Genomic DNA, 13186 nt, shown 5'->3' with positions numbered 1-13186 from the left:
TCCGATGCGCGGCGGGTCCAGATCACCCCTAGATACAGATAGAGAAGAGAACCACATGGGCAAGGCAACCGGTTTTCTCGAGTTCGAGCGCCGCCACGAGGCGTACGAAGCTCCGCTCACGCGTGTGAAGCACTACAAGGAATTCGTCGCGGCCCTCACCGACGACGAAGCGAAGATTCAAGGCGCGCGTTGCATGGACTGCGGCATTCCGTTCTGCAACAACGGCTGCCCGGTGAACAACATCATCCCGGACTTCAACGACCTGGTGTTCCATCAGGACTGGAAGAACGCGATCGAAGTGCTGCATTCCACCAACAACTTCCCTGAGTTCACGGGCCGCATCTGCCCGGCGCCGTGCGAAGCGGCGTGTACGCTCGGCATCAATGACGACCCGGTCGGCATCAAGTCGATCGAGCACGCGATCATCGACAAAGCCTGGGCCGAAGGCTGGGTTGCGCCGCAACCGCCGAAGCACAAGACCGGCAAGAAGGTTGCCGTGGTCGGGTCGGGCCCGGCGGGTCTCGCAGTCGCGCAGCAGCTCGCGCGCGCGGGCCACGAGGTGACGGTATTCGAAAAGAACGACCGCATTGGCGGCCTGCTGCGTTACGGTATTCCCGACTTCAAGCTGGAGAAGTGGCTGATCGACCGCCGCATGCGCCAGATGGAAGCGGAAGGCGTGACGTTCCGCGCCAACGTGTTCGTCGGCAAGGCTGATTCGCTGCCGCCCTATATCGGCAACACCGCGAAGGAAACTGTCTCGCCCGAGCAGTTGAAGGAAGATTTCGACGCGGTGGTGATTGCGGGCGGTTCGGAAACGCCGCGCGATCTGCCGGTGCCGGGCCGCGAACTGGAAGGCATCCATTACGCGATGGAATTCCTGCCGCAGCAGAACAAGGTCAATGCCGGCGACAAGGTCCCGCACCAGTTGCTCGCGAAGGGCAAGCACGTGGTGGTGATCGGCGGCGGCGATACCGGCTCGGACTGCGTGGGCACGTCCAACCGTCATGGCGCGAAAAGCGTTACGCAGTTTGAACTGCTGCCGCAGCCGCCCGAAGAAGAAAACAAGCCGCTCGTGTGGCCGTACTGGCCGATCAAGCTGCGCACGTCGTCGTCGCATGAAGAAGGCTGCTCGCGCGATTGGGCGGTCGCCACCAAGCGCCTCGAAGGCAAGAACGGCAAGGTCGAGAAGCTGATCGCGGCGCGCGTCGAATGGAAAGACGGCAAGATGCAGGAAGTGCCGGGCTCCGAATTCGAAATGAAGGCCGACCTCGTGCTGCTCGCCATGGGCTTCACACAGCCGGTGTCGCCGGTACTGGAAGCATTCGGCGTCGACAAGGACGCGCGCGGCAACGTGCGCGCGTCGACGGAAGGCGACAAGGCGTACTACACGTCGGTGGACAAGGTGTTCACCGCCGGCGATATGCGCCGTGGCCAGTCGCTCGTCGTGTGGGCGATTCGCGAAGGCCGCCAGTGCGCGCGTTCGGTGGACGCGTTCCTGATGGGCCATTCGGAGTTGCCGCGCTAACGTCGTCGGCTGCGGGTCAGAGCTTGCAGGAAGAGGTGGAGACGACACGGTGCCGGTCCGGAGCGATATCGGGCGGCACCGTCAAAGCGGTAAGAAGCAGCGGTAAGAAACAGAGCCGGGCACCTCAACAAGGTGACCCGGCTTTTTTGCGCGGGTCGCTATGCGGCGGCGCTGTCACTTGCCGTAACGCGCGAGGGTGAGCCCTTCGAGATCGATCTCGGGCTTGCGCTGTGCGATCAGATCGGCGACCACGCGCGCCGAGCCCATCGACATCGCCCAGCCGGTCGAACCGTGGCCGAGATTGAGCCACAGATTGCCGATGCCCGACGGTCCAAGCAAGGGCGCGCCGTCCGGCGTCATCGGCCGGCGGCCTACCCAGAAGTGCGCGGACGTGGGCGTCGCCGCGTGCGGAAACCAGTCGGCCAGCACTTTCATCAGCGTCTGCAAGGCCTGCTCGCGCAGTGTCGCTTCGCGGTTGCCGAGCTCCGCCGTGCCCGCTACCCGCAGGTTGTCGCCGAAGCGCGTAATGGCTGTCTTTAGCGATTCGTCCATGAGTGCGGCGCGCGGGGCTTTTTCATCGTCGATGATGGGCAGCGTTGCCGAATAGCCTTTGACCGGATAGAGCGGCACCTTCACGCCGAGCGGCGCCAGCAGCGCGGCGCTGTCGACGCCCAGCGCCACCACCACGGTGTCGGCCGGCTCGACCTGCGTGCCGCGCTCGCTTTCGACACGCACGCCGCGCACCGCACCGCCTTCCACGTCGAGCGACGTCACGCGCGTGTCGAAGCAAAAGCGTACCCCGTGGCGCTCGCAGATTGCGCGCAGTTCGCGCGTGAAGCGGGCGCAGTCGCCGGCTTCGTCGTCGGGAAGATGGACGCCCGACACGGGCGTCGCACGCGCCCAGCGCAGGCCCGGCTCGATGTCCACGCATTGCGCGGCGCTCACTTCCCGATACGCGATGCCCGCGTCGCGCAGCACCGTGAGCGCCGGCTGTGCGAGCTCAACGTCGTACTCGCTGCGAAAGAGTTGCAGATAGCCCTGGCTGCGGCCGTAATCGAACGGATGGCGGCTGCGGAATTCGCGCAGGCACTCGCGGCTGTAGTAGGCGATTCGCTGCATACGCTGCTTGTTGACGCGAAAGCGTTCGAGCTCGCATTCGCGCAGCCATTGCGCGATCCAGCGCCATTGAGCCGGGTCCAGCGTCGGGCGAAAAATAAGCGGTGAAGCCTGCTGAAACACGTGTTTGAGAATCTTCCCCGGCATGCCGGGCGCGGCCCACGGCGTCACATAGCTCGGCGCGATCACCCCCGCGTTGCCGAAGCTCGTGCCAAGCGCCACGTCCGGCTCCCGTTCGATCAGCGTGACCTGGCAGCCCTGCTGGCGCAGATAAAAGGCCGTGGCGACACCGATCACGCCGCCTCCGAGAACAATCGTTTTCATGTGCTTTTCTGACAAATCAGCGGCAACGTGGGGTCGCGGTCTCAGGTCGCAATGTGATGCGGGAGGCTGGCGATGCCGCCGAATACCTTGCGCTGCGTTTCATGCAAAAGTGTGGACAGGACTGATGTGCCGGCGGCGCGTGGGACCGTTTTCCATTCTACGGGGACTACGGGTCGTGCGGCCACATCGGGTCAAGTTTGGCAGCAAACGGTAAGCCGGAGATAAGAGAGAGAAAAGGGCTGTTGCAACCCGCATACTGTTAACCCGCGCCCGACAGAGAAGGCAACGTGCAAACATTTGCTTACGAACTAATACGCCGTAACCAGAAGAATTAATGGAAACGTTAAACTGCGCCCGCAGCGTCACGGCTGCACTTATCTACTCAGGCTTGCGCCTGCTACGTCGAATCGCCTGATGCCCACCACCGCCAAAACCTGCCCGCCACGTCGCCGCTATGTTGTGCCCACGGCCACGCCCGCGCACCCGCTTGCCGCGAGCCCGTCGCGACGGTTTTTCCTGAAGCGCTCGGCCAGCGCGCTGCTTGCGTCCGGCATGAGCAGCACGCTGCTCAGCGCATGCGGCGGCAGTCTGGACGACGGGCAGGGCGAGACCCCGCGGCTCGCATCGGTGGACAATTTTCGCGACGTCGCGGGCACTGCTGCCGGCTATCCGACTGTCGACGGCAAGACGATGCGCCGCGGCGCCTTTTTCCGCTCGAATGTGTTGACGCTCAGTGTGGTCGACCAGACCGCGATGGAAAGGCTCGGCATTGTCGGCGTCTTCGATTTGCGCACGCCGGGCGAGATCGAGCGGACGTTGGACGTCCTGCCGCGCGGCGCGGTTTCGCAGGCGCTAAATGTATTGGGCGTGCGCGACTTTGTCCCACCGGCTTTCAACTCGGAGGCGGACGCGGCCGCGTTCATGGAATCGCAGGCGCGCGGCTACGTGACCGGCGCCGCGCAGCGGGCCGGCTTCGGCGCTCTCTTGCGCGAACTCGTGGACGGCACCGGCGCGCAACTGTTCCATTCGACCGCGGGTAAGGATCGAGCCGGCTGGGTCGCGGCGCTTCTGCAGAGCATTGCGAACGTGCCGCTCGACGTGATCATGCAGGACTATCTGCTCAGCAACGTCTACCGCGCGCAGGCCATCAGGTCGATGAAGGAAACGTTGCGTGCGCAGGACGGCGACGCGCTCGCCGCGATTCACGAGCCTTTGCTCGGCGTTCGGGAGAGTTTTCTGCAGGCCGGCTTCGATCAGGTGCAGGCAAGCTACGGGACGATGACGCGCTACCTCACCGAGGGCCTTGGCGTTTCCGATTCGACTATCGACAGCTTGCGCAGCAGGCTCGTGGTTTCAACCACGGAGCGCAGCGGCGTGTAACACACACGCCCGCAAAAAAACGCAGTCAAGAGACCTCTGCACGAGCCGTCGGTCAAACGCGGGCAAAAAAAATCCGCCCCGGATGAGCGGGCGGACTGAGAAGGGCGGCATCGAGGTTGCCAGGGCCAACTATAAGGCCCGCCGCCATCCGACACCCGATCCGGTAAGGCGACGTAAGCACAGGCGCCGCGCCGTCCCGTTGCGGTCTGGCCCGCACGTCACGCCGACGCCGCTGCCGCCAGCGCCGGCACCGGCACCGGCACAACCGGCAACTCGACACATACTTCCAGACCACCTTTCGCATGATTGCGCACGTGGCAAGAGCCACCGCGATCGTGCGCGAGCCGCGCGACGATCGCGAGACCCAGCCCGCAATGGCCTTCGCCGCCGCGCGCGGCATCGAGCCTCACGAAGGGTTTCATCGCGGCGGCAATGCGGTCGTCCGGAATACCGCCGCCGTGGTCGCGCACGCTGATGAGCCAGCGCCCGCCGCGTCGCGCGGTGGAGATTTCGACAGGCGGCGCGCCGTGCTCGAGCGCGTTTTCGACGAGGTTGGTCACGAGCCGGTCAAGCAGCGTGCGTGGCAGCGTGAAAGACGGGCCGGCACGTAGATCGAGTCTGAACAGGCGGGCTTCGTCGGGGTTGTCGCGGGCGCCGTCGTCTGGGGTGGCGCTCGCGCTGTTCGCGCTGTCGCTGTCGGGGTCTTCGGTCTTGTCGCTGTTGCTGGCGTGCGCGCTCTCCTTAGCGCTATCGCTATCGCTGTCCTTGCCGCTGTCGGAAAACTGCTCGCGCAAGAATTCGTCGACTACCACGGGCGGCCCCGCGTCGGCGGATTGACCGGCGAATTCCAGAAACTGCTGGACGATGTTGGTGAGGGAATCCACATCGCGGATCAGCCCGGCCCGCTCGCTTTCCGCCACCAGCACGCTTGCACGCAGCTTCAGCCGGGTGAGCGGCGCTTTCAGGTCATGCGCGACGCCGGCCAGCATGACCGCCTGGTCGTCGCCGGCTTCGTTCAGGCGTCGCATCATGTCGTTGAACGAGCCGATCAGATCGCGCAATTCACGCGGGCCTTGCACCGTCACAGGCTCGGGCCGTCCGCCCGAACCGAAGGCGCGCGCGGCGTCGGCGACGCGCGAGAGCGGGCGCTGCATTTGCCACACCGCGAACAGCGACAGAATGAGTGCCGCGACCAGCATCGAAATGGCTTCGATCAGAAAACGCGGCGGCGGCGGCAGGTGCACCGGCAGCACCACCCAGTTCGACTTGCCCGGAAACAGCACCCACAGTTGCGGCGGCCGCAGATCGTCGACGGCGATCTGGGTGCCTGGCGGCAGCGTCTCGCGCAGATGCCGGGTCAACTGAACGACCAGATGGTCCGTCGGTTCACGCAGGTGAACGCTCGGCGGCATGTTCCAGGTCGGAACGAGATGCACGCGCATGGCGGGAGCGAGCGCCGCGCCCTTGATCGGCTCGCCGTTGACGGCCTGCAAGGCCAGCACGACGCCGCGCGCGAAGCCGTCGATCTCATGACGCGGCGGCTGCATGACAATGAGCACGAACCAACCCGCCTGAATCGCGAGGAGCACCGCTGTGGAAAGCAACGCCATTCGGCCGAATAGCGTGTTGAGCGGGTTTCTCATGCGTCAGGGGCGGCCCCGTCGGCAAACGGTGTGCCGTCGGCGTCGGGCACGAACACGTAGCCCTTGCCGCGCACCGTCTGCACGTAGCGCGGATTGGACGGGTCGTCCTCGATCACGCGGCGCAGACGCCAGATCGGCACGTCCAGGCTGCGGTCGCGAAAGGCAAGGTTGTCGCGGTGCACGAGGTCGTGAATCAGCACGCGCGACAACACCTTGTACGGGTTGTTGACGAAGATTTTCAGTAGTGCGAACTCGCTGTCGCGCAACGGCAGCTTCGCGTCCGCACGCGACAGCGAGCGCGTGGCGAAGTCCAGTTCAAACGGACCGAACCTGTACGGCTTGCGGGCTTCCGGCGCGCTCGTGGTGGGCGGGCCACGGCGGCGCAGCACCGTGTGGATGCGCGCGAGCAGTTCCCGCGGATCGAAGGGCTTGGTCAGATAGTCGTCCGCCCCGAGCGAGAGCCCGACGATGCGGTCGGCCACCGTGCCGCGCGCCGTCACGAAGATCACTGGAATGTCGTCGCCGGCGGCGCGCAACGCGGTGAGCGCCCGTAGGCCGTCGGTGTTCGGCATCATGATGTCGAGCACGACGACCGACGGCCGTTCGCGCTCGAGCCGTCGCTGGAGATGGGTGCCGTCGTGCAGCACCGAAGCGTCGAAGCCGTTCGACTGCAAGAACTTGCAAAGCAGATCGCGTACGACCGGATCGTCGTCGACGATAAGGACCTGTGGATTCATGGCGAAATTCTAGACCGACGCGCCCAACGCGCGGCCGACAGTTTTCTTACCAACGCTTACGTGTTGCGCTGCCGCTTCCACGCGGACCCGGCAGATGAGCGCCTGAAGCCCGTCGCCCAAGGCTCACGGCATATTTCGGCAGGGCGCGGTCTGACAGCGCGCAGCCCGCTGCCAAAGCGCATTCGCATCGCTTCGGGCCGGTGTGGCGGAAACAATTCCGGTGCAGCGGCAACCGCTGGGAACCCCTTGAAACCAGTCGTAAGAACCGCCGGAAAGCGCGCTTTTCTTCGTGCATCGGCGAGGCTGCGGCAGCGGGATGATTCGTCCTGCGATATGTCGCGCCGCAAGCCGGCGGAGCCCCGAGCCGCCATGCAGTCGTGCAGCCCGCGCGGCGCGCGGCCGACATCCAGCCAACCCAGCACTATGCGAGGCTCATCATGACCGTTCCAGGCAAGCTCAATTCCACCCACTTTTCGTCGATCGCGCCAGCCAGGCCCGCGGAAAAGCCGGCGTCTACAGGCAGCGCTGCGAATTCCGCCAGCACCACGCAAGCCAAAGGCTCCGCGACCCAACAGCAGCCGTCGCTGCCTGCGGGCCTCGTGGGTCATCACGTCAACACCACCGCCTGACGTACCGAGGTTCGTGTGTCGACTCCGAAACTATCCAGGCGCCTGATACGCGCCGCTGCGTGGCTCGCGCTCGGCGCGGCGCTCGTGCCGCTCGACGGCTGCGCCGTGGCCGCGCTGCCATGCCGGCTCACGTCGGCCACGTTGAAAATCATCCCGGTGGTCGGTCATGCGGCGGCCACCCCGTTCGACATGTGTTCATCAGCTATTGACTGAATCATGACAGCCAAACGGATTGCCTGCGCGCTGGCGCTGCTGTGCTGCATGTTCCCGCTCACCGTGGCCGCGCGCGAAGCGGGCGGGACGGCCGCGCCGCCCGCTTCGAAAGACACGTTGGCCGACGCGCGACGGCGCGCGCAGGACACGCCGTTCGCGTTCCGCGGCATCGCGCTTGGCATCACGCTCGACGAGTTTCGTGCCGGTTCAAAGGTGCGGGCGACGCCGCTCGGCAGCGTGCCGATCTGCGAGACGGACGTGCAGGCGGGCGCGCTCGGCATGCGGCTGAAGTCGCATGAGAGCCTGACGGTCGCGTGCCACTGGGCGCATCGCGGCGATAAGGGTTGGGCGCTTTCGCAAGCGGTGGTCGACGGCGCCCCGGCGGCCGAGCACGTGCTGCGCTTCGCGCGCATGGGAGCTGAGAGCGATGGTCAAAGCGCGCTGCGCCTCTACGAGATGTCCTTCGTGATCGACGAAGTCACCGCCGAGGATCTGCGCGATGCGCTGATGGAGCGCTACGGCCCGCCGCGCCACGCGACGCAGAACGTGTCGTCGCCAGGCGCGCTGCCCGTGTACGTGTGGGAGAACGCGGTCAGCTCCATCACGCTGTGTTTCCTGCCCGGAACGCGCAACGGCACGCTCACGTACCTGTTGAAGGGCTCGGACGCGTGGGTCAAGTCTGTCGTGAGGCAGTGGCAGGCGAGCGATGCGGAAGCCGGTTGATGTGCGCCGCGGCTCATGCGGCCACTACAGTTGAAGAGTCGGCCGAAGTCACATTCATTGAGGCCAGGAGTCAAACAATGCTTACGCTACGTGTTTCCGTCGCGCTGTGCGCGGCGGCGGTTCTGTCCGCTTGCGCAAGCGGACAGAGATCGATTGTCGAAACGCCGATGGCGCCGCCGCTCGTCTCGGCGCCGCTGAACGTCAACACGCAGGGTGCGATCTATCAGGCCGGCACGCTGATGGTGCTGTACGAGACGCCGCGCGCGCAGCATATCGGCGACGTGCTGACGATCCGGCTTTCGGAGTCGTATAGCGGCAACAATAGTTCGACCGCGGCCGCGAGCCGCGCGAGCAGCATTACCGCCGACGCCGCCGACAAATCGACGGGCGCGGCCGCGCGGCTTGCGAGGCTGTTCAATATCGGTTCCGCAAGCACGGATTTCAAAGGGCAGGGCAGCCTGACCGACGTGAGCGGCATGACCGGCACGCTCGCCGTGACCGTGATCGGCACCATGCCCACCGGCAATCTTGTGGTATCGGGCGAGAAGGTGATTTCGATGAGCGGTAACCGCGACCGTCTGCGGCTGTCGGGTGTCGTCAATCCTAAGGATATCGAAGCAGGTAACTACGTCGCTTCGAGCAAGGTCGCAAATGCGCGCATCGAACAGGCCGGCACCGGCATGGTCTCAGACGCGACGACCATGGGCTGGCTGCAGAGAATGTTCCTGAGTGTGCTGACGTTCTAGCGCCGACCGTGGCGCGCTGCTGCGCGGTCCCTCCGGGCTGCAACGGTGCCGCGCCTACTCTGCAAGCGGGGCCGGTCCGCGCTCGGCAGCGCCTATCTCGCCGTCGGGCACGAACACGTAGCCGCGTCCCCAGACCGTCTGGACATAGCGCGGCTCGGAAGGATCGACCTCGATTAGCCGGCGCAAACGCCAGATCGACACATCGAGACTGCGGTTGCGATGCGCCTCGCTGTTGCCGTGCAGTTTTTCCAGCAGTTGCGCGCGCGTAAGCACCGTCATCGCATGCGTGACGAACACTTTCAGCATCGCGAATTCGCTCGAGCGCAGCGCGATGCGCTCGCCGTCGCGGCGCAATTCGCGCGCCGGGAAATTCACTTCGAAGCGGCCGAACCGGTAAGGCGCGCGCTGTTCGGGCGCGCTCGGCGCAATCGAGCCGCGCCGCCGCAGCACCGTGCGGATTCGCGCGACCAGTTCGCTCGGCTCGAACGGCTTGCCAAGATAATCGTCGGCACCGAGTTCAAGACCGATGACACGGTCGATAGGATCGGCGCGCGCGGTAAGCAGAATCACGGGAATATCGTCGCCCGCCACGCGCAACGCGCGCAGCGCACTGATGCCGTCGAGCTCCGGCATCATGATGTCGAGCACGACCAGCGCGGGACGTTCGTCGCGCAGCTTGCTTTGCAGCGCCATGCCGTGTTCCAGCGTGGCGACCTTGAAACCGCGCCCTTCGAGATACTGGCTGACCAGATTGCGGACAACGGGGTCGTCGTCGACGACCAGAATGGATGGGTTCATCAGATCATCTTAGTGTCCCGCGCGGGCGCGGCAAAGCCGGCAACGCTTTCCAATCCTTTCTCGCGTAAGGGAAAGCAAGCGGCGTATGTCTAATTGATCTGCGAGGTTTGCAGCGTCTGCCGGCCGAAATCGGTCCGGTCGATCACCATCCTGTCGATCAGCCCATTGAGCTTGGTGGACGCGGAGGAAAAGCGGTCGGTGTTCAGGCCGCCTGTCTGATAGCGCGCGGTGACGAGAATGCGGCCGTTCTGCACGAGCGTCAGGTCGATGATCGACAGATACTGGATCGTGTCGTCGCTGAACGAACGCCGGCCATAGTCGATCGCGGCGTTGTACACGAGGCGCGCTTCGCAGCCCGCAGGCGAGGTGCCGGGATTGTAGACGTCCGAACGAATGCCGCGGCGCTCGAGCGCGAGTTGCAGCGCCGGCACGAAATCGCCGACCGACACTGCAGTATTCACCTCGATGCAAACATGGCTCACGTCGGCGGGACGGCCGCTCACGAAGGTCGGCGACGAATAGTTCGCGGCGATCGCGTAGCCTGCCTGAATCACCGAGCCGGTGGCGTCGGCAGCCTGGATGAGTGTCCACGCGCAGCCGTTCAATCCGAGCGTCAGCGCCGTGCACGCGGCAAGCCGCGCGCCGGGCCGCCGCAACATGACCCGCACCGCCCAGGGAACTCGCGTGAAAGCGTATGCACGGGTGCCAGGCGGGAAGGTCATGATGCGAAGCCGGTGCGATAAACATAAACAACCGAGAAGCGCTGAGCGAGGCGAAAACGCAGTGGGCGATGCAGCATGTCCATCGTCGCGCGGGACACGATCTAGCGCGCGACGCGCAGGCGCAATTCGTTTTGGCCTTGCACGCTCGCCGTCACGTTCACGCGGCGCCCGGCAGCGGTCACGATGAAATGCTGGCGCGTCGGTGTATTGACGTCATGCACGACAGCCGGGAAGCAGGCGGCGATGTCGGCGCCGATCTCCTCGAGCGGATCGTTGACGAAACCGTCGGCCTGCCAGTGCGCGCGCCAGTGGCAATCATAGGTATGCGCGCTGGCGCGGCAGTCTTCGGTGCTTTGGATGCCCGGCAGTTGCGGGGCCTGCGCCGCGCGCAACTGCGCGAAGTCCGATGCTTCGACGATGTGCTTGAGCGCAGGGCACACGTCGGCGGGTTCGTTCGGCGGCGTGGTTTGCGCTGCTTGGGCGGCGCCTGCGATCAGCAAGGCTGCGCCCAAAGCAAGCGCGAGACGGTGAATCGAAGAACAGGCGGGGCGATCGAGTGACATGAGCGAGAGTCCGTGAACAGTGGATGGCGTGCGGGCCGCGGGGACGGCGCGCACGACTATCGTCGCTGTTTCGGCCTCGTTTCAAAGGGCGGAAAAGCTTGCTTGCTTCGCAAATGCTTTCTAACTGTTCGCGCGTGTTTCCGGATCTTGCCGCAAATCGGACGTGTTGCCGACTTGCACGGGCGCGAACGCTGCGCTCAGAGGCGCGCCGCACCCGCAGCGGAACCCGCGCCGGTGAGCAGTACGACGCGCTCCAGACCCGCGCGGGCTTCGGCGGCGATCTCGCTTTCCATGTTCATGCAGCGACCGCTTCCGCCGCGCGTTCGACCTCGAGCGTTTCATTGTGGAACGCCGCCAGCGACTCGCGATGTGCGACGCTGACAATCGCCGCCTTCGGCAGCCGCTCGGTAAAGAGGCGGTACAGACGCGCTTCGTTGTCCGCGTCGAGCGCACTCGTCGCTTCGTCGAGGAACAGATAGTCCGGCTTGTGCAGCAGTACGCGCGCGGCGGCGAGCCGCTGTTGCTCGCCGGGCGAGAGAATTCGCGTCCAGTGGCCGGATTCCTGCAGACGGTCCGCGTATTGCGACAGATGGCAGGTGACGAGCGCCTCGCGGCATTCGTCGTCGGTGAAAGTGTCTGCCGCCGACGGGTACGCGAGCGCCGCCTTTAGCGAGCCGATCGGCATGTAGCTCACTTGCGGGACGAACATCATGCGCGCGTTGACGGGCGCGTCGATCGCGCCGTCGCCGAACGGCCACAGTCCGGCGAGCGCGCGCATCAGCGTGCTCTTGCCCGAGCCGGACGGGCCGCGCACGAGCCAGCGCGAGCCCGGGCGAATCACGATGTCGCGGATGCGCGAGAGCGGGTTGCCGTTCGGCAGTGCGAGCTTGAGTCCGTCGGTGGCGAGCTTGTCGGCGTCCACGAAATGCAGGTTGATGCCGCCATGCGCGGTGGCCGGCGAGACGGACTCCTTCAGACGCGGCGCGTGCACGACGCGCTTGAATTCGCGCAGACGGTTGACCGTGGCGCGCCACTCGACGAGCGTGGAGTAACTGTTGATGAACCACGAAAACGAATCGCTGACGGTGCCGAACGCGCTGGAAATCTGCATCAGCACGCCGAACGTGAAGGCGCCTGCGAAGTAGCGCGGTGCGGCGACGACCAGCGGAAAGATGATCGCGATCTGGCCGTAGAAGCTCAGCACGAAGGTGAGTCGCTTCGTGTACTTCATGACCTGCCACCAGTTGTCGCGGATGCGGCCGAACAGCGAATACGCGTTGTTCCTCTCCGTGTCCATGCCGTTGTAGAAGGCAATCTGCTCAGCGTTTTCGCGCAGGCGGATCAGGCCGAAACGGAAATCCGCCTCGACTTTCTGCGCCTGATAGTTGATCGGCACGAGCGGGTGGCCGACCTTCTGGATAACGAGCGATCCGACTACCGCGTAAAGCGCGGCCGCCCACACCATGTAGCCCGGAATATGCAGCGGCACGCCGCCGAGCGTGATGGTCAGCGCGCCGGCAAGCGTCCACAGGATCGTCATGAACGATACCAGGGTGACGACGGTGGACAGCAGGTCGAGCGTAAGCGAAAGCGTCGTGGTGGCGAACGACTGGAGGTCGTCGCTGATACGCTGGTCGGGGTTGTCGGCGAGACGGTCGCGCTCGATCCGGTAGAACGCGCTGTCGTGCAGCCATTCGTTCAGATAGCGCCTGGTTAGCCACTGGCGCCAGCGAAAGCCGAGCATCTGCCGCAAATAGCGCCCGTACACGGCGAGAATGATGTAGCCGAACGCAAGCCCCGAAAAGATCATCAGGAGATGCGGGAAGTCGCGCACGTTCTTGGTTTGCAGCGCGTTGTAGAAGTCCGCGCTCCAGCGGTTCAGGCGGACGTTGATCCACACGACCATCAGGTTCATCGCGATGATGGCGAGAAGGAGCGCCCACGCCGTCTTTTTCTCTTCCGACACCCAGTAGGGCTTGATCAGGCTCCATGCGGAGACCTTGTCGTCGGGCGGCAGAGCAGGGCTGGCAGAAATATCTGTTCTCATGTGCGTCCTGAGGAGTGCTG

The 13186-nt window shown here is 65.0% G+C and carries 13 protein-coding genes; 6 read left to right on the top strand and 7 right to left on the bottom strand.

The genetic code is table 11. The annotated features are described in order from the left end of the window. Positions 1-55: 55 nt before the first annotated feature. On the top strand, positions 56-1525 hold the full coding sequence (locus F757_RS0120105) for a glutamate synthase subunit beta (protein WP_027212961.1): 1470 nt from the start codon (positions 56-58) through the stop codon (positions 1523-1525). Positions 1526-1699: 174 nt separating this feature from the next. On the opposite strand, the gene F757_RS0120100 is transcribed toward F757_RS0120105, so the two are convergent. Then, positions 1700-2980 (bottom strand): D-amino acid dehydrogenase, encoded by a 1281-nt coding sequence (locus F757_RS0120100; RefSeq protein WP_269660351.1) that lies wholly within the window; start codon positions 2978-2980, stop codon positions 1700-1702. 399 nt (positions 2981-3379) lie between these two features. On the opposite strand from F757_RS0120100, the gene F757_RS0120095 reads away from it, so the two are divergent. Next, positions 3380-4345 carry a tyrosine-protein phosphatase gene (locus F757_RS0120095; protein WP_035467227.1) on the top strand — a complete coding sequence of 322 codons (966 nt, stop codon included), beginning with the start codon at positions 3380-3382 and terminating at the stop codon, positions 4343-4345. 218 nt (positions 4346-4563) lie between these two features. Here the strand turns inward: F757_RS0120095 and F757_RS0120090 are convergent, their stop codons facing one another. Then, on the bottom strand, positions 4564-5988 hold the full coding sequence (locus tag F757_RS0120090) for an ATP-binding protein (RefSeq protein WP_027212958.1): 1425 nt from the start codon (positions 5986-5988) through the stop codon (positions 4564-4566). After that, entirely contained in the window at positions 5985-6725 is a 741-nt protein-coding gene (locus F757_RS0120085) for a response regulator (protein ID WP_027212957.1), read from the bottom strand. The genes F757_RS0120090 and F757_RS0120085 overlap by 4 nt, the downstream gene beginning before the upstream one ends. Before the next feature lie 437 nt (positions 6726-7162). Between F757_RS0120085 and F757_RS35325 the strand changes: the two genes are divergently transcribed. The 4 genes from F757_RS35325 to F757_RS0120065 all read left to right on the top strand — a co-directional run bounded on the left by F757_RS35325 (position 7163) and on the right by F757_RS0120065 (position 9036). After that, entirely contained in the window at positions 7163-7354 is a 192-nt protein-coding gene (locus F757_RS35325) for a hypothetical protein (protein ID WP_084530978.1), read from the top strand. 45 nt (positions 7355-7399) lie between these two features. Next, positions 7400-7567, top strand: coding sequence for a DUF6726 family protein (locus tag F757_RS33885; protein WP_332258136.1), 168 nt, complete (start codon positions 7400-7402; stop codon positions 7565-7567). A 3-nt stretch (positions 7568-7570) separates the two neighbouring features. Further along, complete coding sequence (locus tag F757_RS0120070) at positions 7571-8290, top strand: hypothetical protein (RefSeq protein WP_027212956.1); 720 nt, start codon at positions 7571-7573, stop codon at positions 8288-8290. A 77-nt stretch (positions 8291-8367) separates the two neighbouring features. Further along, complete coding sequence (locus tag F757_RS0120065; protein WP_027212955.1) at positions 8368-9036, top strand: flagellar basal body L-ring protein FlgH; 669 nt, start codon at positions 8368-8370, stop codon at positions 9034-9036. Between the two features lie 54 nt (positions 9037-9090). On the opposite strand, the gene F757_RS0120060 is transcribed toward F757_RS0120065, so the two are convergent. The 4 genes from F757_RS0120060 to F757_RS0120040 form a co-directional block, all read right to left on the bottom strand. Beyond that, positions 9091-9834, bottom strand: a complete 744-nt coding sequence (locus F757_RS0120060; RefSeq protein WP_027212954.1) for a response regulator — start codon at positions 9832-9834, stop codon at positions 9091-9093. A gap of 89 nt (positions 9835-9923) precedes the next feature. Then, positions 9924-10493: a hypothetical protein gene (locus F757_RS0120055; RefSeq protein ID WP_232221432.1), complete on the bottom strand. Its 570-nt coding sequence runs from the start codon at positions 10491-10493 to the stop codon at positions 9924-9926. A gap of 164 nt (positions 10494-10657) precedes the next feature. Continuing rightward, positions 10658-11119 carry a hypothetical protein gene (locus F757_RS0120050; RefSeq protein ID WP_027212952.1) on the bottom strand — a complete coding sequence of 154 codons (462 nt, stop codon included), beginning with the start codon at positions 11117-11119 and terminating at the stop codon, positions 10658-10660. Between the two features lie 295 nt (positions 11120-11414). Next, positions 11415-13166, bottom strand: coding sequence for an ABC transporter ATP-binding protein/permease (locus tag F757_RS0120040; protein WP_027212951.1), 1752 nt, complete (start codon positions 13164-13166; stop codon positions 11415-11417). Positions 13167-13186 lie beyond the last annotated feature (20 nt).

The sequence above is a fragment of the Burkholderia sp. WSM2232 genome, assembly GCF_000472545.1.
Lineage (GTDB): Bacteria > Pseudomonadota > Gammaproteobacteria > Burkholderiales > Burkholderiaceae > Paraburkholderia.
The sequence above is the reverse complement of the archived record's forward strand: the minus strand, read 5'-3'. Positions and strand labels throughout refer to the sequence as shown.

What these genes read in the sequence shown, in the direction of transcription:
- F757_RS0120055 (WP_232221432.1), bottom strand. Translation starts at nt 10,493, where the DNA reads ATGTTGCGGCGGCCCGGCGCGCGGCTTGCCGCGTGCACGGCGCTGACG.
- F757_RS0120070 (WP_027212956.1), top strand. Translation starts at nt 7,571, where the DNA reads ATGACAGCCAAACGGATTGCCTGCGCGCTGGCGCTGCTGTGCTGCATG.
- F757_RS0120040 (WP_027212951.1), bottom strand. Translation starts at nt 13,166, where the DNA reads ATGAGAACAGATATTTCTGCCAGCCCTGCTCTGCCGCCCGACGACAAG.
- F757_RS0120090 (WP_027212958.1), bottom strand. Translation starts at nt 5,988, where the DNA reads ATGAGAAACCCGCTCAACACGCTATTCGGCCGAATGGCGTTGCTTTCC.
- F757_RS0120050 (WP_027212952.1), bottom strand. Translation starts at nt 11,119, where the DNA reads ATGTCACTCGATCGCCCCGCCTGTTCTTCGATTCACCGTCTCGCGCTT.
- F757_RS0120095 (WP_035467227.1), top strand. Translation starts at nt 3,380, where the DNA reads ATGCCCACCACCGCCAAAACCTGCCCGCCACGTCGCCGCTATGTTGTG.
- F757_RS0120085 (WP_027212957.1), bottom strand. Translation starts at nt 6,725, where the DNA reads ATGAATCCACAGGTCCTTATCGTCGACGACGATCCGGTCGTACGCGAT.
- F757_RS35325 (WP_084530978.1), top strand. Translation starts at nt 7,163, where the DNA reads ATGACCGTTCCAGGCAAGCTCAATTCCACCCACTTTTCGTCGATCGCG.
- F757_RS0120065 (WP_027212955.1), top strand. Translation starts at nt 8,368, where the DNA reads ATGCTTACGCTACGTGTTTCCGTCGCGCTGTGCGCGGCGGCGGTTCTG.
- F757_RS0120060 (WP_027212954.1), bottom strand. Translation starts at nt 9,834, where the DNA reads ATGAACCCATCCATTCTGGTCGTCGACGACGACCCCGTTGTCCGCAAT.
- F757_RS0120105 (WP_027212961.1), top strand. Translation starts at nt 56, where the DNA reads ATGGGCAAGGCAACCGGTTTTCTCGAGTTCGAGCGCCGCCACGAGGCG.